Below are 17,009 nucleotides of genomic sequence, written 5' to 3' on the forward strand. Positions count from 1 at the left end.
CCAAAAAGGTTTGCCGGTGAACCTTTCCGGTCGCAGCACCAGGGAGCGGCTCAGCCCTCGATCGCGGCCGGGTCCATCCACATGATCTCCCAGGTGTGGCCGTCGAGGTCGTCGAAGGCGCGGCCGTACATGAAGCCCTGGTCCTGGGCCGGGCCGCTCTCCGTGCCGCCCGCCGCGAGCGCCTTGCAGACCAGCTCGTCGACCTTCTCGCGGCTCTCGGCGCTCAGACAGATCAGCACCTCGCTGGTGGTCGTGGCGTCGGCGATCTCCTTCTTGGTGAAGGTCGCGTAGAACGGCCGGGTGAGCAGCATCGCGACGATGGTGTCGCTGATCACGACCGAGGCGGCGTTCTCGTTGCTGAACTGCGCGTTGATCGAGTAGCCCAGCTCGGTGAAGAACTTCTTCGAGGCGTCGAGGTCGTTCACGGGCAGGTTCACGAAGATCATCTGCTGGGACATGGTGTCGTCTCCCGGGTCGCACGTTGTTCGATTCGCAGGGGTAGACGCCCGGCCGCGCCGGAACTCATCGGTGTCCCGGAACATTTTTCCGCCGCCGCTCAGCGGGTCAGCGGCAGGGCCGCCAGGGCGGCGACCGCCAGGGTGAGCGGGGTGAACAGGACCAGCAGGGCGAACGCGCGCAGGGCGGCGGCGCCGCGCAGCACCGTGGTGGGAGCGCCGAGGCGGAGCAGGGCGTCCGTCGTCTCGGCGCGGCCCTGGCGCGCCTGTACGGCGGAGGTCAGCAGGGTGGCGACGGCGCAGCCGGCGACGACCAGCGCGCCGAGCGCGCTCAGCGGGCCGAAGGCGCGGGCGGGGGCGTCGTACAGGGTGGTCATCGCGTAGCCGGCGGCGAACACCGCGCACACCACGCCGAGCGGGCGGCCGATCCTGGCGGCCTCCGTCATCAGGATGCGCCCCGCGAGCAGCCGCAGGGCGCCGGGGCGGGCGCACTGGAGGAGACGGCCGCACAGGTGGGTGAGGCCGGGGGCGGCCAGGACGAGGCCCACGGCGGTGAGCGCCCAGCCGAGCAGGATTGTCCCGGCCTCGCCGGGGAGCGTGGCGAAGGTGGGGGCGTGCGCCGGGGGAGTGCGGCCGGCGTAGGCATGGGCGGTGAGGCCGGCGGCGAGCAGGGCGACCGCCCAGGGCAGTCCGGGCAGGACGGCTCGCTCGGCCAGGGTGGCGGCCGGTGCGGGCTCGGGGTCGGCCGTGCCGCCCGGCGCCGCGGGGGCGCCCTCCGGGTGACCCGGCGCGGGCACGGTGCCGTCGGCGCGTACCGGCGCCCCGGACCGCCCGAACGGCAGGTACCTGCGCTGCGGCCGGCGCACCGGACGGGGGTCCCTGGGCCGCAGGGCCACCGCGACCGCCGCCGTGGCCACCGCCGGTACGACCGCCAGCAGGGTCAGGGTGGCGGGCAGCGGCAGCGGCTCGCCCACCGCCAGGAACGCGGCCCGCGCGCCGGCGGACCGCATGCCCGGCAGCTCGCCGCGCAGGCGGAGGAAGAGCAGCAGGGCCAGCAGGGAGCCGAGGGTGGTGGCGAGGGCCGTGGCCAGGCAGGAGATCGCCGTCAGCCGGGCCGGGCCGAGGCCGAGGGCGGACAGGCCGGGGCGCGGCCGGGTGCCGGGGTCGGTGCGGGCGACCGCCAGCGCGAGGTACACCGTGGCGGTGACCGGCACCGCGCACCAGGCCAGGCGCAGCGCGCCCGCGCCCGCCGCGCCGGGGTGGTGCAGGGCGTAGCCGAGGCAGGACAGCAGCAGGAACCCGGTGCCCGCCGACGCCGCCGCCACCAGCAGGCGGCGCAGCTGGACGGCGGGCCGGGCCGCTCGGGTCAGACGGAGATCGAGCACGCGGCCCGGCCCTCCGCGTCGGGGACCTCCGGCAGGTGTACGGTCCGCACCGGCCGTCCGTCCAGCAGGTTCACCGTGCGGTCGGCGAGCGCGGCCGTCTCCGGGTCGTGGGTGGCGAGGAGCACGGTGATGCCGTGCGAGCGGGCGGCGCTGGTCAGGGTGCGCAGCACATGGCCCCGGTCGGCGCGGTGCAGGGGAGCGGTGGGCTCGTCGGCGAACAGCACCGTGGGCGCCGGGGCCAGCGCCCGGGCGATCGAGACCCGCTGGCGTTCGGCCTGCCGCAGCCGGTGCGGGCGCTTGCGGGCGATCTCGCCGACGTCCAGCCGCTCCAGCCACTCCAGCGCGGTGGTCTTGGCCCGGCGGCGGCTGGTGCCGCGCAGCATCAGCGGCAGCGCGGCGTTCTCCCAGGCGTTCAGCTCGGGCACCAGGCCCGGCTCGGGGCCGATCCAGCAGAAGCGGTCCCGGCGCAGCCGCTCGCGGTGCGCGGGGCCGAGGGTGTGCAGGGGGGTGCTGTTGAACCACACCTCGCCCTCGCGGACCGGCACCAGCCCGGACAGACAGCGCAGCAGGGTCGTCTTGCCGCTGCCGCGGGGACCGCTGACGGCGAGGATCTCGCCCTCCCGCACGGCGAGCGAGACCCCGGAGAGTCCCGGGGAGCCGTCGGGGTGGGTGAAGTGCAGGGAGCGTGCCCAGAGCACGTCGTTGTCCGGCGGAGCCTCCATGGGCGTACACCTCGGTTCTGATCCGTTTTCCCGTGCCTGGTCCCCCGTACGGGGGAACGAAGGCAGGGCCGATCGGTCACTGGAACGCTAGGCAGCCGCCGCACGGTGGCCGGACAGCACACGGCCCCGGGCCGCCGTTCTCACTCGAACGGACGGCTCCGGGGCCGGTCGCGGTCACACCGTCAGCTGATTACAGCTTGGTCCACGCCTCGGTGAGCGTCGCGCGCAGGATCTGCTCGATCTCGTCGAAGGTCTCCTGGTTGGAGATCAGCGGCGGGGCGAGCTGGATGACCGGGTCGCCACGGTCGTCGGCGCGGCAGTACAGGCCGTTGTCGAACAGCGCCTTGGAGAGGAAGCCGTACAGGACGCGCTCGGTCTCCTCGTCGTTGAAGGACTGCTTGGTGGCCTTGTCCTTCACCAGTTCGATGCCGTAGAAGAAGCCGTTGCCGCGGACGTCGCCGACGATCGGCAGGTCGTGCAGCTTCTGCAGCGTCTGGAGGAAGTTGCCCTCGTTGTCCAGCACGTGCTGGTTGAGGTTCTCGCGCTCGAACAGGTCGAGGTTGGCGAGGCCGACGGCCGCGGAGACCGGGTGGCCGCCGAAGGTGTAGCCGTGCAGGAAGGTGTTGTCACCCTTGTAGAACGGCTCCGCCAGGCGGTCGGAGACGATGCAGGCGCCGATCGGGGAGTAGCCCGAGGTCATGCCCTTGGCGCAGGTGATCATGTCCGGGACGTAGCCGAACTTGTCGCACGCGAACATCGTGCCCAGGCGGCCGAAGGCGCAGATGACCTCGTCCGAGACGAGCAGCACGTCGTACTGGTCGCAGATCTCGCGCACGCGCTGGAAGTAGCCGGGCGGGGGCGGGAAGCAGCCGCCGGCGTTCTGCACGGGCTCCAGGAAGACCGCGGCGACGGTGTCCGGGCCCTCGAAGAGGATCTGCTGCTCGATCTGGTCGGCGGCCCAGCGGCCGAAGGCCTCCGGGTCGTCACCGAAGATCGGCGCGCGGTAGATGTTGGTGTTCGGCACCTTGTGCGCGCCCGGCACCAGCGGCTCGAAGGGGGCCTTCAGGGCCGGCAGGCCGGTGATGGACAGGGCGCCCTGGGGGGTGCCGTGGTAGGCGACCGCGCGGGAGATGACCTTGTGCTTGGTGGGCTTGCCGGTCAGCTTGAAGTACTGCTTGGCCAGCTTCCAGGCGGTCTCGACCGCCTCGCCGCCGCCGGTGGTGAAGAAGACCTTGTTCAGGTCGCCCGGGGCGTAGTCGGCGAGGCGCTCGGCGAGTTCGACGGCCTTCGGGTGGGCGTACGACCACACCGGGAAGAAGGCCAGCTCCTGGGCCTGCTTGAACGCGGTCTCGGCGAGCTCCGTGCGGCCGTGCCCGGCCTGGACCACGAACAGGCCCGCGAGACCGTCGAGGTAGCGCTTGCCCTTGTCGTCGAATACGTAGGTGCCCTCGCCCCGGACGATGGTCGGGACGGGAGAGTTCTCGTACGAGGACATGCGGGTGAAGTGCATCCACAGGTGGTCGTACGCGGTGCGGCTGAGGTCCTTCTGGGTCACGGTTATCGGGTTCCCCACATGTAGGTCTGCTTCTTCAGCTTCATGTATACGAAGCTTTCGGTGGAGCGCACGCCGGGCAGTGCCCGGATGCGTTTGTTGATGACGTCCAGCAGGTGGTCGTCGTCCTCGCAGACGATCTCGGCGAGGATGTCGAACGAGCCCGCGGTCATCACCACGTACTCGACTTCCGACATGTCAGTCAGCGTGTCCGCGATCGACTCGACATCGCCCTCGACGTGGATGCCGACCATCGCCTGCCGGCGGAAGCCCACGGTGAGCGGGTCCGTGACGGCGACGATCTGCATCACGCCCTGGTCCAGCAGCTTCTGGACGCGCTGGCGCACGGCCGCCTCCGACAGACCGACGGCCTTGCCGATCGCGGCGTACGGCCGGCGGCCGTCCTCCTGGAGCTGCTGAATGATGGCGAGGGAGACGGCATCCAGCTGGGGGGTGCCGTTCCTGGACTCGCGGGACGAGTCCCTCTGGTCTGCGCTTCGACTGGCCACGTGCTCACTCTGCACGAGGTCTCGTCAGTTTCGCAAGCCCCGATCGATGAAATTCGTTGTTTGAGAGATGAAAGCTTGCGGATTTCGCAGAAGTGGGTGCGTCGGGGGTGTTGAAAACGTGGGGGCGCCGACTAGGGTGGGGTGTCTCAGCGTTTGGACAGCCTCGCGGTTGTCCGGGCTGGTCAGCTCGAACCCTCGAACCAGATCAGGAGGCCGGCAGTGAGCACCGAGCTGCGTCGTCTGCGCAACTACATCGACGGTGAGTTCCGGGACGCCGCCGACGGACGGACCACCGAGGTGGTCAACCCCGCGACGGGCGAGGCGTACGCGACCGCGCCGCTGTCCGGACAGGCGGACGTGGACGCGGCCATGGCGGCCGCCGACCGCGCGTTTCCCGCCTGGCGCGACCTCACCCCCGCCGAGCGCCAGAAGGCTCTGCTGAAGATCGCGGACGCCTTCGAGGAACGCGCCGAGGAGCTGATCGCGGCCGAGGTGGAGAACACGGGCAAGCCCATCGGGCTCACCCGCTCCGAGGAGATCCCGCCGATGGTCGACCAGATCCGCTTCTTCGCCGGTGCGGCGCGGATGCTGGAGGGCCGTTCGGCCGGCGAGTACATGGAGGGGCTGACCTCGATCATCCGCCGCGAGCCGATCGGCGTCTGCGCCCAGGTCGCGCCGTGGAACTACCCGATGATGATGGCCGTGTGGAAGTTCGCCCCGGCGCTCGCCGCGGGCAACACGGTCGTCCTCAAGCCCTCGGACACCACTCCCGCCTCCACGGTGCTGATCGCCGAGATCATCGGCTCGGTGCTGCCCAAGGGCGTCTTCAACGTCATCTGCGGCGACCGCGACACCGGCCGCATGATGGTCGAGCACGACATCCCGGCGATGGCCTCCATCACCGGCTCGGTGCGTGCCGGCATGTCCGTCGCGGAGTCCGCCTCCAAGGACCTCAAGCGGGTCCACCTGGAGCTGGGCGGCAAGGCCCCGGTCGTCGTCTTCGAGGACACCGACATCGCCAAGGCCGTCGAGGACATCGCGATGGCGGGCTTCTTCAACGCCGGCCAGGACTGTACGGCGGCCTGCCGCGTCCTCGTCCACGAGTCGATCCACGACGAGTTCGTGACCGCGCTCGCCAAGGCGGCCGAGGACACCAAGACCGGCCGGCCCGACGACGAGGACGTGCTCTACGGCCCGCTGAACAACGCCAACCAGCTCAAGCAGGTCGAGGGCTTCATCGAGCGGCTGCCCGCCCACGCCCGCGTCCAGGCGGGCGGCAAGCGGGTCGGCGACAAGGGCTACTTCTTCGCGCCGACCGTGGTCTCGGGCCTCAAGCAGGACGACGAGATCATCCAGAAGGAGGTCTTCGGACCGGTCATCACCGTCCAGTCCTTCACGGACGAGGACCAGGCCGTCGAGTACGCCAACGGCGTCGAGTACGCCCTCGCGTCCTCGGTGTGGACCAAGGACCACGGGCGCGCGATGCGCATGTCCAAGAAGCTGGACTTCGGCTGCGTGTGGATCAACACGCACATCCCGCTGGTCGCCGAGATGCCGCACGGCGGGTTCAAGAAGTCGGGTTACGGCAAGGACCTCTCGGCGTACGGCTTCGAGGACTACACCCGGATCAAGCACGTGATGACGTCGCTGGACGCGTGACGCCACAGTGAGCGGCGCGGCCCCCGGGGCAGGCGGTGAGCCTGCCCGCGGGGGCCGCGGCGTTCCCGGGTGATCGACAACCTGTCGGGCAGGGCGGGGCGCGCTCGACGCAGCGTCGATTGTGGGCGCGGACGCGGGAACGGCATCCTTCCGGGGTGCCCCAGACTTCCTCTCGTACGTCCCCCTCCCGCCGTTCCCTGCTGCGCGCGCTCGGCGGCACCGCCGCGCTCGGCGCCCTGGCGGGCTGCGGGGTGCCCGCCGCCTACGTCCGCCCCGGCGACCGCTCGGTGCCCGATGCGTCGGCCACCGACCACCGGCTGACCTGGGCGAACTGGCCGCTGTACATCGACACCGACGACAAGAACCCGAACCGCAGGCCCACGCTGGAGGCCTTCGGGAAGCGCACCGGAATCCGGGTGGAGTACGTCGAGGAGATCAACGACAACGACGAGTTCTTCGGCAAGATCAGCCCCGCGCTGATGAACCACCAGTCGACCGGCCGCGATCTGATCGTCATCAGCGACTGGATGTGCGCGCGATTCGTCCGGCTGGGCTGGGTGCAGGAGATGGACCGGGCCCGTCAGCCGAACGTGGCGAAGCACCTCGACCCGCTGCTGCGCTCGCCCGCCTTCGACGAGGGCCGCAGGTTCACCGTGCCGTGGCAGTCGGGCATCACCGGCATCGCCTACAACCACCGCAAGCTCGGCCGCGAGATCCGCAGCGTCAAGGACCTCTGGGCGAGCGACCTCAAGGGCCGGGTCACCCTCCTCGCCGGCCTGGACGAGTCCTTCGCGCTGCTGATGCAGGGCAACGGCGTGGACATCACCAAGTGGACCGCGGACGACTTCCACGATGTCTGCGACGAGGTGCAACGGCAGGTGGGCCGGGGCCAGATACGCCGCTTCACCGGCAACGACTACACGAAGGACCTGGTCAGCGGTGACGTCCTGGCCTGCCAGGCGTACTCGGGCGACGTCATCCAGCTCCAGGCGGACAACCCCGACATCCGCTTCGTCGTCCCCGAGGAGGGCGCCGAGCTGTGGTCGGACTCCCTGATGATCCCCAACCGGGCCCGCCACAAGGCCAACGCCGAGAAGCTGATCGACTACTACTACCAGCCCGAGGTCGCCGCCGCGCTGGCCGCCTGGGTCAACTACGTCTGCCCGGTCCCGGCCGCCCGGGAGGTCCTCGCGGCCGACCCGGACAAGGACACCGCCGCCCTCGCCGGCAACCCCCTGATCTTCCCGGACACGACCATGCGCTCCCGCCTCGCCATCGCCCGCGACATCACCTCTACGGAACGCGTGGACTTCGCTCGCCGGTGGAACCGGATCGTGGGTCTGTGAGCAGGGTGGCGGCGAGGAGCCGCAGGCCCGCGTCCGAACCGGAGCCCGGGCGGGCCGTGTAGGCGATCACCCGCTGGTCGGCCGGGCCGGGGACCAGCAGGCTCTGGAAGGACAACTCCAGGGCCCCGACGAGGGGATGGTCGAGTTCCTTGGTGCCGGCGACGCAGGTGCGCACCGGGTGCTTGGCCCAGCGCCGCGCGAACTCCTCGCTGTTGACGGTCAGTTCGCCGACGAGCTCGGCGAGCTGCTTGTCGTGGGGGTGGCGGCCGGCGACCAGCCGCAGGGAGGCCACGGCGAGTTGGGCCTCCTCCTGCCAGCGCGGGTAGAGCGCCCGGGTGCGTTCGTCCAGGAACAGCATCCGGGTGAGGTTCGGGCGGCGGGCGGGATGTTCCGGGGCGTCGAGGTCCAGGTGCAGCGCCAGGAGGAGATGGCCCATGGCGTTCCAGGCGAGGACGTCGTTGCGCCGGTCCAGGACGAGGGCGGGGGTGTCCGCGAAGCTGTCGATGAGCTGGCGGACGCCCTGGTCGGCGTGGGCGGCCCGGGGCGCCGGGGGACGGCGGGAGGCGGCCGGTTCCGGTCGGGCGAGGTCCATCAGGTGGCCGTGCTCGTCCGGGGTCAGGCGCAGGGTGCGGGCGATCGCGTCGAGGACGGAGTCGGAGACCTGCTGGGCGCGGCCCTGTTCGAGCCGGGTGTAGTGGGTGACGCTCAGGCCGGCCGCCAGCGCCACCTCCTCGCGGCGCAGACCGGGGACCCGGCGGCGCTCCGCCAGCTGCGGGAGTCCGATCTCCTCGGGGGTCAGGGCGGCCCGGCGGCTGCGCAGGAAGTCGCTCAACTCGGAGAAGTCAGGCATGGCGTGCCCTTCCAGTGAGTCCGGTGACGTGGGGCGTGCCTTGCGTGCAACGGCGGCGGGGGCCGGGTGCTTCCCGCGCCGGGTGGTCGTGCCGTGACCACCCGGCGCGTGACGAGTCGTCTTTGGGGCCTGGGTGGCGGGCGGATACGGCCGCAGGATTCCTTCGGTCGAAGCCGTCGTGGCCTGTCGAAGGGAATCCCATGTCTGTCGTCGATGGTGTGGCGGAGCGGTCGGTCCTGCCCGGTCCGGGAGATCCGGGGCCGGCGCGGCTGACGTCGCGGATGCGTCTGACGCTGGTGGTGCTGCTGGTCGCGCAGTTCATGCTGGCGGTGGACTTCTCGATCCTGAACGTGGCCCTGCCGGTGATCGGACGGGGGCTGGGCTTCTCGCTGTCCGGCCTCCAGTGGATCGCGACCGCGTTCGCGTTGTGCGCGGCCGGGTTCACCCTGTTGTTCGGGCGGGTCGCGGACCTGTTCGGGCGACGCCGGCTGTTTCTGGGCGGTCTGGCCGTGCTGGGCCTGGCCTCGCTGGCCGGGGGACTGGCGACCGGACCCGAAGTCCTCGTGGCGGCCCGGGTGTTCCAGGGCCTGGCCACCGCGGCCGTCACCCCGGCCGGGCTCTCCCTGCTCACCACGTCCTTCCCCGAGGGGCCGCTGCGGCAGAAGGCCCTCGGGCTCAACGGGGCGCTGATGTCGGCGGGTTTCACCACCGGGGCCGTCCTCGGCGGGGTGCTGACCGATCTGCTGTCCTGGCGGTGGTCGTTCTTCATCAACGTGCCCGTCGCCGCGGCCGTCCTGGTGATCGCCCCCATGATCCTGGCCGAGTCCCGGCCCGAGGTCCGGCCCCGGCTGGACCTGCCCGGCGCGCTGACGGTCACCCTCGGGCTGCTCGCCGTCGTGCTCGGCTTCACCCGGGCCGGGGAACACGGCTGGGGCGACCCTGCCGCGCTGCTCGTCCTGGCCGTCGGGATCGTGCTGCTGATCGCTTTTCACCTCGTCGAACGGAGGGCGCCCGCGCCCCTCGTCCCGGCCGCCGTGCTGCGCCGGCGCACTGTCGCCTGGGGCAATATCGCCGGAGTCCTCGCCTTCCTCACCGAGACCTCCCTGGTCTTCCTGATGACCCTCTACCTCCAGCAGGTCCTCGGCTTCTCGCCGCTGGCCGCGGGACTGTCCTTCGGCGTGCTGGGACTGGGCACGGTCCTGGGCGGCACCCTGGCGCCCCGCGTCATCGCCCGCACCGGCACACGTACGGCCCTGATCACCGGCGCCCTCGTCCAGGCCGCCGCGACCGCGGCCCTGCTCGCCCTGGGCACCGGCACGCAGAGCCTCGCCCTGCTGCTGCCGGCGACGTTCGTCGGCGGCGTCGGCAACATGGTGCTCATCGTCGGCTTCATGGTCACCGCCACGAGCGGTCTGCCCGACCGGGAACAGGGCATGGCCACCGGACTGGCCACCATGAGCCAGCAGATCGGTATCACCATGGGCACCCCGATCATGAGCGCGATCGCCACCGGGGCCTCCGGCATCCTCCCCGGCGTCCGCACCGCCGTCGCCGCCGACACGGCCCTGGTCCTCGCGGCGGCCCTGATCGCCACGGTCTTCCTCAGGGACCGCAGGACCGGCTGACCGGCACCGCCGGGCCCCAGGACCCGGCGAAGGGGGCCCGTGAAGCACCGCACCGCACCAGGCGTCCGCGCCCGCGCACCAGGCCACCGGCGAGAGCGGTGGCCTGGTGCGCGCCCTCCCTCACTTGAGGCCGCTGAGCAGCACGCCGCGGACGTAGTGCTTCTGGAGGACGAGGAAGAGGGCGAGGACCGGGAGGACACTGAGGACCAGCGCGGCCATGACGACCGGCATGGTGCGGGTGGGGTCGACATGGTCCTGGAGGAGCTGGATGCCCACCGGCAGGGTCATCACGTCCGGGTCGGCGGTGGAGATCAGCAGGGCCCAGATGTACTCGTTCCAGGCGTCCACGAAGGTCAGCAGGGCGAGGGTGACCAGGACCGGCTTGGTCTGGGGGAGGACGATGCGCCACCACAGGGTGAACTCGCCGGCCCCGTCGAGCCGCGCGGCCTCCAGGATCTCGTCCGGGATGGAGATCACGAACTGGCGCGTCAGGAAGATCCCGAAGCCGTTGACGAGGAACGGCATCGCGAGCGCCACGATGCTGGCGGTCAGCCCCGCGCCACCGCGCCCGAACAGGTCGTTGCCGCCCGCCAGCGGCCAGTGCGAAAGGATCAGGAAGTGCGGGACGAAGAAGAGGAACGGCGGGAACATCATCGTCGTGAGGACGAGCCGGAAGACCAGGTCCCGGCCGGGGAAGCGCAGTTTGGCGAGCGCGTAGCCGGCCAGCGAGGACGTGAGCAGCACCGAGACGGTGATCAGCGCGGTGACGGTGACGCTGTTGCGGAACAGCAACGGCAGATTCAACTGGGTGAGCGCCGCACGGTAGTTGGCGAGGCCGAACGTCTCGGGCAGGAAGCGGTACGGCAGTCTGCCGGACTCGCCCGGCCCCTTGAACGACGTCATCACCATGTCGAGGAACGGCACCACCATCAGCACGGCACCGGACACGACCAGGAGGTACGACAGCAGCGGGAAGCGGCGGCGCCGGCTCATGTGTCCTCCCCCCTGCGCCGGAAGAGCCACAGCTGCCCCAGGGTGATCACCAGGACCACGACGAACAGCACGAACGCCGCCGCGCTCGCCGTGCCCCAGTCGCCGTACGAGAACGCCTGCCGGTACATCTCCAGCGCGGCCACCGCGGTCGCGTTCCCCGGTCCGCCCTTGGTCATCACCGTGATCAGCGCGAACGACTGGAGCCCGGTGAGGAACTGGGTGACGCAGACGAACAGCAGCGACGGCCGCAGCAACGGCAGGGTGATCCGCCAGAAGACGGTGACCGCCCCGGCGCCGTCCAGCGCCGCCGCCTCGTAGTACGTCCCCGGGACGGACTTCAGCCCCGCCGTCAGCACGAGGACCGCCGAACCGGCCGACGCCCACGCCTGTACGACCACCACCGCGGGCAGCGCGGTGTGCGGGTCCTGGAGGAACGCGACCGAACCCAGCCCGAGCGCGTTCAGGACGCCGTTGACGAGGCCGCCCGGCTCGTACATGTACTTCCACACATTGCCGACGGCGACGACGGTCGTGACCATCGGCAGGAAGTACAGCGTGCGCCACAGCCCTTGGAGCCGCAGCTTGTCGATGCAGGTGGCGACGAGCACCGACCCGGCGAGCGCGAGCGCCACCGTGCCCAGGGCGAACAGCAGGGTGTTGGTGAGGACCGGCGCGAGGAAGGTCGAGCCGTCCGCGAACAGACCGGTGAAGTTGGCCGCTCCGACCGGACGGATGTCCGAGAGGTCGAACCCGGCCCAGCGGGACGTCGACAGCAGCAGCGCGAAGCCGAGCGGCAGGACCAGGAAGGCCGCGAAGAACAGCAGCGCCGGGGCCAGGAAGAGGTACGCGACGGCGCTCTGGCGGCGCCGCGCCCGGTCCCGGCCGGTGGCGGTCCGCTGCGGGCGGCGCGTGGCCGGTGCGGTCGTCTCCGGTGCCAGGGTGTTCACCATGAGCGGGCCACCTCCCGGTCGACCTGGCGGCGGATGCTGCGCAGCGCCTGGTCGACCGACTGCTGACCGGTCCACAGCGCCTCGATGTTGGCGCGCAGCAGCGTCTTGGCCTGCTGCGCGCCCGGCCCGTTCGGTTCCGGCACCGCGTACGCCAGCGCGTCCAGGAACGGGCGCAGATTCGGGTCGCCACCCCTGCCCAGCAGGGTCCGTATGTCGTCCGCGCGGCCGGTGAGCGAGCCGACCGCCGCTTGCAGGGCGCTCATCCGGGTCACCGTCGCGCCGCCCCGCACGCGTGTCCTGTCCGCGTTGAGCCAGCGCAGGAACTCCCAGGCCTCGTCCGGGTGCCGGCAGGCCGCGTTGACCCCGAGCAGGAAGCCGGTGGAGAGCGTGGCGTGGCGGTCGCCCGCCGCGGGCACCGGCACGGGCGCGACACCGACCTCGCGGTAGTCCGCGCCCATCAGCGGCCGCAGGCTGCCCGTCCACCAGCCCGCGCTGATCACCATGGCCACCTGCCCGGACGGAAACGCCTGGTAGACGTTGACGCCGGGGACGCTGGCACCTCTGGCGACCAACCGGTGCTCCAGCTCGAACACCGCCCGTCCGGCCGGCGAGTCGAGGGCGGTGCGGCCGCCGTCCGCCGTGACGAAGCGGCCCCCGGCCGCGTTCAGCAGGGCGAGGGTCTGGCCGACGGTGGTGGAGTCGTCGTACACCGACAGCCCGAACCCCTGGACCAGGGTGTTGCCGTAACCGTCGCGCCGCGTGGTACGGGCCGCCGCCTCCTCCAACTCGGGCCAGGTGCGCGGCGGTTCGCCGAACCCGGCGGCGCGCAGCAGCCGGGTGTTGCAGTAGAGGGCGTACGTCTGCACCTCGGTGGGGTAGCCGTAGACGCCGCCGGCCGCCGACGCGGCGCGGACCGCGGCGGCGCTGTAGCCGCGCCGGATCTCCTCGGCGTGCTCGGGCGGGGCCGGCCGCAGGACACCGGCCCGCACCAGCTGGCCGGTCCACAGGCAGTACGGCTGGATGATGTCGGCGCCCTGACCGGCTGCCTGCCGGACCATGAAGGTGGTCAGCAGATCGGTGAACTCCACCGCTTCCGTGCGCACTTTGACCCGGTCGTGGGTGGCGTTCCACTCGTCCACCGGTTCCTGGAGGGCCTTTCTGAGCACCCCGCTGGAGTAGTGGGTGAGCAGGGTGAGGACGATCGGGTCCCCCGGGCGGCCGGTGCCCTGGTGCCGCCCGGCGCAGCCCGAGGCCAGCAGCGCGGAGGGCAGCGCGAGCGCGAAGTGCCGCCGGCCCAGGCCGCGCCGGGGCCGGGTCACCGGTCCGTCTCCCGGCGCAGCACCCGGAACACCCGGGTCGTGGTGAAGCCGGCCGTACGGTACAGATGGCCCGCCGGGGACCGTTCGCCGGTCCACAGGAACCACGCGCCGTGCGCCCCGTGCGCCCGCATGCGCGCGAGGACCAGGTGCAGCAGCACCTTGCCGAGCCCGGTGCCGCGCATCCGGGCCAGCACCCCGAACGGTCCGAACCGTTCCTGCGCCGATTCGTACGCGCCGTGCATCGCCCAGCCGACCAGACTCCCCGCGGGCTCCCGGACGACGACGATCCGGTCCGGCGGCGTGCCCGAGACCAGGCACTCCCGGATCGCGCGGGCCCAGTCGGGGGTGAAGTGGTCCCGCGCGAGCGCGATCAGTTCCACCAGGTCGTCGTCGGCGGGGGTCTTGAACCGGTAGCCCTGCGCCATCAGTTCGTCCCGGCGCCGGGTGACGGCCTCGGGCAGCCGGTAGCCGACCAGGGAGCGGTCCATCGCCGCCGCCTCGTACAGCGTCCGGAAGTCCAGCGAGTCGAGGAGCTTCGCCGCCTCCGGGTAGGTCCCGGCGTCCAGGCCGGGGAGCAGGTAGTTCGGGGTGTAGGAGGAGAAGTCCACCCTGGTGCGGCCGTGCGCGCGCAGCCAGTCGAGGGCCTCGGTCAGCAGCAGTCGGCCGAGGCCGTGCCCGCGGGCGGCCGGGTCGACGAAGAAGAACGGGATCCAGCCCTGGCGCGGCTCCGCGTCGGTGCCGTACAGCGGCGTCAGCCGGCGCACCGCGTAGGCCGCCCCGGCGATACGGCCGTCCCCGGCCACCGCGACCCGCAGGCCCTCCGGGTCGAAGTTGGCGTCCAGCAGCACCAGGGAACGGAAGCGGTCCGCGGTGACCGGATCGGCCGGCGCGCTCCGGCCCCAGGCCTCGACCAGCGAGGGCCCGTCACCGGCCCGGAACCCGCGAACCTCGGTGTCCCCGAGCGGAGTCGATGTCATCGGCGGGATCGCCCTCCCCGGCTCTCGGCGGCGCAGCGGTACGTCGTCATCCGCCCGGAATGTACAGGGATGTATGCCGAAGGGCCGTGATTGGAAAGGGTTTTGAACGCGTTCAATTTCGGCGTACGCTCTGCGCATGAGCGACAGAGCCGCCCTGCTGAAGGGCATTCGTGGCTGGCTGGTCTTCTTCGTGGTGTGCCTGGTGCTGAGCGGCGCCACGGCCTTTCCGCTGGTCCACGAACTGCGCTGGACCGAGAGCGGGTTGCGGGCGCTGGCGGTGCCGGACCGGGTGCCGGGGCTGATGGAGTGGATCGGGCGGGTGCGGGGCGGGCTCGACGCCGTGGACGAGAAGTACCCGTTCGTGCTCTACGGCACGGACTGGCTGGCGTTCGCCCATCTCGTCATCGCGGTCGCCTTCTACGGTCCGTACCGCGACCCGGTGCGCAACATCTGGGTGATCGAGTTCGGGATGATCGCCTGCGCCGGGATCATCCCGCTCGCCCTCGTCTGCGGTCCGATCCGGGGCATCCCGTTCTGGTGGTCCCTGATCGACATGTCGTTCGGCGTGCTCGGCGTCGTCCCGCTGTACGTCGTGCGCCGGAAGATCAAGCGGCTGGAGGCGTTGACCGGCGCCGATGCCCTCGCGGTCGCGCACCTCAACGCCTGAGCCGGCGCTCCCGGACCGCGTTCACGGCTCCGTCCGCGCGCGCTGCCACGGACTCGGTCCCGTGCCCTGCCGCCACGCCTCCAGGTCCTGGCCGTCCACACAGACGATGCCGCACTCGTCCGCGTACTCGAGGGCGGGCGCGGTGAAGTCGCTCGTGGTGACGAGCGCCGCGACATCGGCCTCGTGGATGGTGAAGCAGGTCCCGCCGAACCGCTGCATGTCCTGCGAACCGACCTTGTGGGCCTCGCCGTACAGCTTGCACTGGATGACCACGCGCAGGCCGTCCGCCGTGTGCGCGATGACGTCCGCCCCCAAGTCGCCCGCGCCGCCCACCACTTCCACGGACCGGCAGTCGTCGCGGACGCACAGCTCGGCCACGGCCTGCTCGAACCCGTCGGGATCCAGCTCGGCGTGGTCGGAGAGCAGGCCGGGGACGACCGGCCGTCCGACGACCTCCTCGTCCGGCCCGGCGGCGACGGGCACGGTCGCCTCCGGGCCCGGGACCGCCTCCCGGCGGACGGCGCCCGCGGACGCCTCCGCCGGCAGGCCGCTCCCCGGCGCCCCCGGCCCGACCGCGTCCCGTGCCCCGCCGTCCAGGCTGCCGGCCGCCTCCACCGCCGCCTCCTCCAGCGCCCGCGCGGCTCGGCGCGCGCCTCGCGCGGCGGACCAGCGGCGCCACCTGGACCGGGACAGCAGCGCGACCGCGACGCCCAGCATCACCAACGCGCCGACCCACGACGGACGGTGCTCCACGGCGGCCGCCGCGGTACGCACCACGAAGCCGAGCAGGCACAGGACGACCGCCAGCAGCAGGAAGAACAGGGCGGTGGCCCGCAGATCGAAGCGCTGGTCGTCGCGGGGGCGCCGCCCTGGGCGTATGGGTATGGTCACGCGGTTTCCCTCCTGGCCGGGGACAGCAAAGCTCGGTGGACCGTCACGTGCCGAGGGCGGACGCGGGCGGCCGGAAGCAGGCGACGACGTCCTTGCCGCGGGGGCAGTGGTGCACCTCCCACTCGTGGGCGAGGGCGTCGACCAGGAGCAGCCCGCGCCCGCCCGGGGCGTCGGCGCCGGGACGCCGCTGCTCGGGGAGCCGGGAATCGGCGTCGTGCACGGTCACATGGAGGCAGCCGTCGTCCCAGGTGAGGATCAGCTGCGCCGTGCTGTGCGCGTGGACGTGGGCGTTGGTGACGAGTTCGGAGACGGTCAGCAGGACCGAATCCACCAGCTCTGGCGCCGTCCGGGTCCAGCCGAGCGTCTCCAGATGCGCCCGTGTCCAGTCCCGGGCCGCTTTCACGCCGCTGCTGATGGGCAGTGTGCGCGCCCACCCCACAGCCTTCAACGAGGACCCGTCTTCCACTGTCTCCTCCTTCGGCGACCGGCTGTACCCCTTCCGTCTGCCCGCGTTCGGCGGATACAGCTACCGGTCGTGCCCGCGTCCGCGCCCGGCGCGGCGGGAGAGGTCCGCGCGGCGCCGCTACGGCCGGTCGAGGGCCGCGAGGACGATCCGCCGGGTGACGGCGTTCGTCGCATCGCCCTCGGCGTCGGTGGCGCCGACCGAGTGGACGAGGGTGCGGCGCAGGTCCCGGGTCGCGGCGATGCCGTTCGCCCAGCCGTACCGCGCGCCGGACTTGGCCCAGTGCACCGCGCCCGGGAAGTGCGTGCCGCTGGCGTGGTTGGGCAACTGCCGTACGGTGACGGGCCCGAACTTTCCGCCGAGCAGCCCCGGCAGATAGTGCTGGACCGGCGTGCTCGGCCCGACCCGCCCCTCGGCCGCGAGCCGCAGCACGGTCGCCGCCGTCACCACCTTCGTGAGCGACCCGGCGCGGAACCGGGCCTCGGGGTCCGCCGCCCGGCCGCCGGCCAGGTCGTGCACCCCGGCGCTGCCCCGCCGGGCGCCGTCGGTGCCGCCGACCCGGACGAGCGCGTCGGTCGCGTCGTCCCCGGGCAACCCGGCGAGCGCGGCCCGCGGCGCCGCCGCGTCCGGGGCGGTGCCCCCGCTG

At 72.1% G+C, this 17,009-nt stretch carries 16 protein-coding genes and 1 pseudogene; 4 read left to right on the forward strand and 13 right to left on the reverse strand.

From position 1 onward, the window contains the following. Positions 1–50: 50 nt before the first annotated feature. The 5 genes from FRZ03_RS37420 to FRZ03_RS37440 all read right to left on the reverse strand — a co-directional run bounded on the left by FRZ03_RS37420 (position 51) and on the right by FRZ03_RS37440 (position 4,638). Positions 51–458 carry a VOC family protein gene (locus FRZ03_RS37420; RefSeq protein WP_146469553.1) on the reverse strand — a complete coding sequence of 136 codons (408 nt, stop codon included), beginning with the start codon at positions 456–458 and terminating at the stop codon, positions 51–53. Between the two features lie 98 nt (positions 459–556). Then, positions 557–1,840: a hypothetical protein gene (locus FRZ03_RS37425; RefSeq protein WP_146469555.1), complete on the reverse strand. Its 1,284-nt coding sequence runs from the start codon at positions 1,838–1,840 to the stop codon at positions 557–559. Further along, complete coding sequence (locus FRZ03_RS37430; protein ID WP_146469557.1) at positions 1,822–2,562, reverse strand: ABC transporter ATP-binding protein; 741 nt, start codon at positions 2,560–2,562, stop codon at positions 1,822–1,824. The genes FRZ03_RS37425 and FRZ03_RS37430 overlap by 19 nt, the downstream gene beginning before the upstream one ends. A 190-nt stretch (positions 2,563–2,752) precedes the next feature. Further along, positions 2,753–4,117 carry an aspartate aminotransferase family protein gene (locus FRZ03_RS37435; RefSeq protein WP_146469558.1) on the reverse strand — a complete coding sequence of 455 codons (1,365 nt, stop codon included), beginning with the start codon at positions 4,115–4,117 and terminating at the stop codon, positions 2,753–2,755. Between the two features lie 2 nt (positions 4,118–4,119). Further along, entirely contained in the window at positions 4,120–4,638 is a 519-nt protein-coding gene (locus FRZ03_RS37440; RefSeq protein ID WP_146469560.1) for an Lrp/AsnC family transcriptional regulator, read from the reverse strand. A gap of 204 nt (positions 4,639–4,842) precedes the next feature. Between FRZ03_RS37440 and FRZ03_RS37445 the strand changes: the two genes are divergently transcribed. Continuing rightward, positions 4,843–6,282, forward strand: a complete 1,440-nt coding sequence (locus tag FRZ03_RS37445) for a gamma-aminobutyraldehyde dehydrogenase (RefSeq protein ID WP_146469562.1) — start codon at positions 4,843–4,845, stop codon at positions 6,280–6,282. A 155-nt stretch (positions 6,283–6,437) separates the two neighbouring features. Next, positions 6,438–7,628 carry a polyamine ABC transporter substrate-binding protein gene (locus FRZ03_RS37450; RefSeq protein WP_146469564.1) on the forward strand — a complete coding sequence of 397 codons (1,191 nt, stop codon included), beginning with the start codon at positions 6,438–6,440 and terminating at the stop codon, positions 7,626–7,628. Here FRZ03_RS37450 and FRZ03_RS37455 read toward each other — a convergent pair. Further along, positions 7,576–8,478, reverse strand: coding sequence for a helix-turn-helix domain-containing protein (locus FRZ03_RS37455; protein WP_146469566.1), 903 nt, complete (start codon positions 8,476–8,478; stop codon positions 7,576–7,578). The two genes, FRZ03_RS37450 and FRZ03_RS37455, sit on opposite strands and share 53 nt — an antisense overlap. A 200-nt stretch (positions 8,479–8,678) precedes the next feature. Between FRZ03_RS37455 and FRZ03_RS37460 the strand changes: the two genes are divergently transcribed. Beyond that, on the forward strand, positions 8,679–10,103 hold the full coding sequence (locus tag FRZ03_RS37460) for an MFS transporter (protein ID WP_146469568.1): 1,425 nt from the start codon (positions 8,679–8,681) through the stop codon (positions 10,101–10,103). Positions 10,104–10,223: 120 nt separating this feature from the next. On the opposite strand, the gene FRZ03_RS37465 is transcribed toward FRZ03_RS37460, so the two are convergent. From FRZ03_RS37465 to FRZ03_RS37480, 4 genes are read right to left on the reverse strand one after another with little or no spacing between them, the layout of a single operon-like run. Then, the gene (locus FRZ03_RS37465; RefSeq protein WP_146469570.1) at positions 10,224–11,096 is read right to left on the reverse strand and encodes a carbohydrate ABC transporter permease; all 873 of its coding nucleotides are present in this window, start codon (positions 11,094–11,096) and stop codon (positions 10,224–10,226) included. Then, positions 11,093–12,046: a carbohydrate ABC transporter permease gene (locus tag FRZ03_RS37470; RefSeq protein WP_146469572.1), complete on the reverse strand. Its 954-nt coding sequence runs from the start codon at positions 12,044–12,046 to the stop codon at positions 11,093–11,095. Before FRZ03_RS37470 ends, FRZ03_RS37465 begins: the two co-directional genes overlap by 4 nt. Next, the gene (locus FRZ03_RS37475) at positions 12,040–13,365 is read right to left on the reverse strand and encodes an ABC transporter substrate-binding protein (RefSeq protein ID WP_261399496.1); all 1,326 of its coding nucleotides are present in this window, start codon (positions 13,363–13,365) and stop codon (positions 12,040–12,042) included. The genes FRZ03_RS37470 and FRZ03_RS37475 overlap by 7 nt, the downstream gene beginning before the upstream one ends. Further along, the gene (locus FRZ03_RS37480; protein WP_146469573.1) at positions 13,362–14,342 is read right to left on the reverse strand and encodes a GNAT family N-acetyltransferase; all 981 of its coding nucleotides are present in this window, start codon (positions 14,340–14,342) and stop codon (positions 13,362–13,364) included. The genes FRZ03_RS37475 and FRZ03_RS37480 overlap by 4 nt, the downstream gene beginning before the upstream one ends. Before the next feature lie 136 nt (positions 14,343–14,478). On the opposite strand from FRZ03_RS37480, the gene FRZ03_RS37485 reads away from it, so the two are divergent. Further along, positions 14,479–15,009 (forward strand): hypothetical protein, encoded by a 531-nt coding sequence (locus FRZ03_RS37485; RefSeq protein WP_146469575.1) that lies wholly within the window; start codon positions 14,479–14,481, stop codon positions 15,007–15,009. A 21-nt stretch (positions 15,010–15,030) separates the two neighbouring features. Here the strand turns inward: FRZ03_RS37485 and FRZ03_RS37490 are convergent, their stop codons facing one another. The 3 genes and pseudogenes from FRZ03_RS37490 to FRZ03_RS41380 form a co-directional block, all read right to left on the reverse strand. Next, positions 15,031–15,900 (reverse strand): restriction endonuclease, encoded by an 870-nt coding sequence (locus tag FRZ03_RS37490; protein WP_146469577.1) that lies wholly within the window; start codon positions 15,898–15,900, stop codon positions 15,031–15,033. 43 nt (positions 15,901–15,943) lie between these two features. Beyond that, a complete protein-coding gene (locus tag FRZ03_RS37495) occupies positions 15,944–16,366 on the reverse strand; it encodes an ATP-binding protein (RefSeq protein WP_146469578.1) in 423 nt (140 codons plus the stop codon). Positions 16,367–16,669: 303 nt separating this feature from the next. Next, positions 16,670–17,009, reverse strand: a pseudogene (locus FRZ03_RS41380) (serine hydrolase); the annotation flags it as partial.

The sequence above is a fragment of the Streptomyces misionensis genome (assembly GCF_007896895.1).
In the GTDB taxonomy this organism is placed as follows: Bacteria; Actinomycetota; Actinomycetes; order Streptomycetales; family Streptomycetaceae; genus Streptomyces; species Streptomyces misionensis_A.

Excerpts from the sequence above, each read along its gene's own strand:
- FRZ03_RS37455 (WP_146469566.1), bottom strand. The coding sequence starts at position 8,478 with ATGCCTGACTTCTCCGAGTTGAGCGACTTCCTGCGCAGCCGCCGGGCC.
- FRZ03_RS37470 (WP_146469572.1), bottom strand. The coding sequence starts at position 12,046 with ATGGTGAACACCCTGGCACCGGAGACGACCGCACCGGCCACGCGCCGC.
- FRZ03_RS37430 (WP_146469557.1), bottom strand. The coding sequence starts at position 2,562 with ATGGAGGCTCCGCCGGACAACGACGTGCTCTGGGCACGCTCCCTGCAC.
- FRZ03_RS37480 (WP_146469573.1), bottom strand. The coding sequence starts at position 14,342 with ATGACATCGACTCCGCTCGGGGACACCGAGGTTCGCGGGTTCCGGGCC.
- FRZ03_RS37465 (WP_146469570.1), bottom strand. The coding sequence starts at position 11,096 with ATGAGCCGGCGCCGCCGCTTCCCGCTGCTGTCGTACCTCCTGGTCGTG.
- FRZ03_RS37420 (WP_146469553.1), bottom strand. The coding sequence starts at position 458 with ATGTCCCAGCAGATGATCTTCGTGAACCTGCCCGTGAACGACCTCGAC.
- FRZ03_RS37485 (WP_146469575.1), top strand. The coding sequence starts at position 14,479 with ATGAGCGACAGAGCCGCCCTGCTGAAGGGCATTCGTGGCTGGCTGGTC.
- FRZ03_RS37460 (WP_146469568.1), top strand. The coding sequence starts at position 8,679 with ATGTCTGTCGTCGATGGTGTGGCGGAGCGGTCGGTCCTGCCCGGTCCG.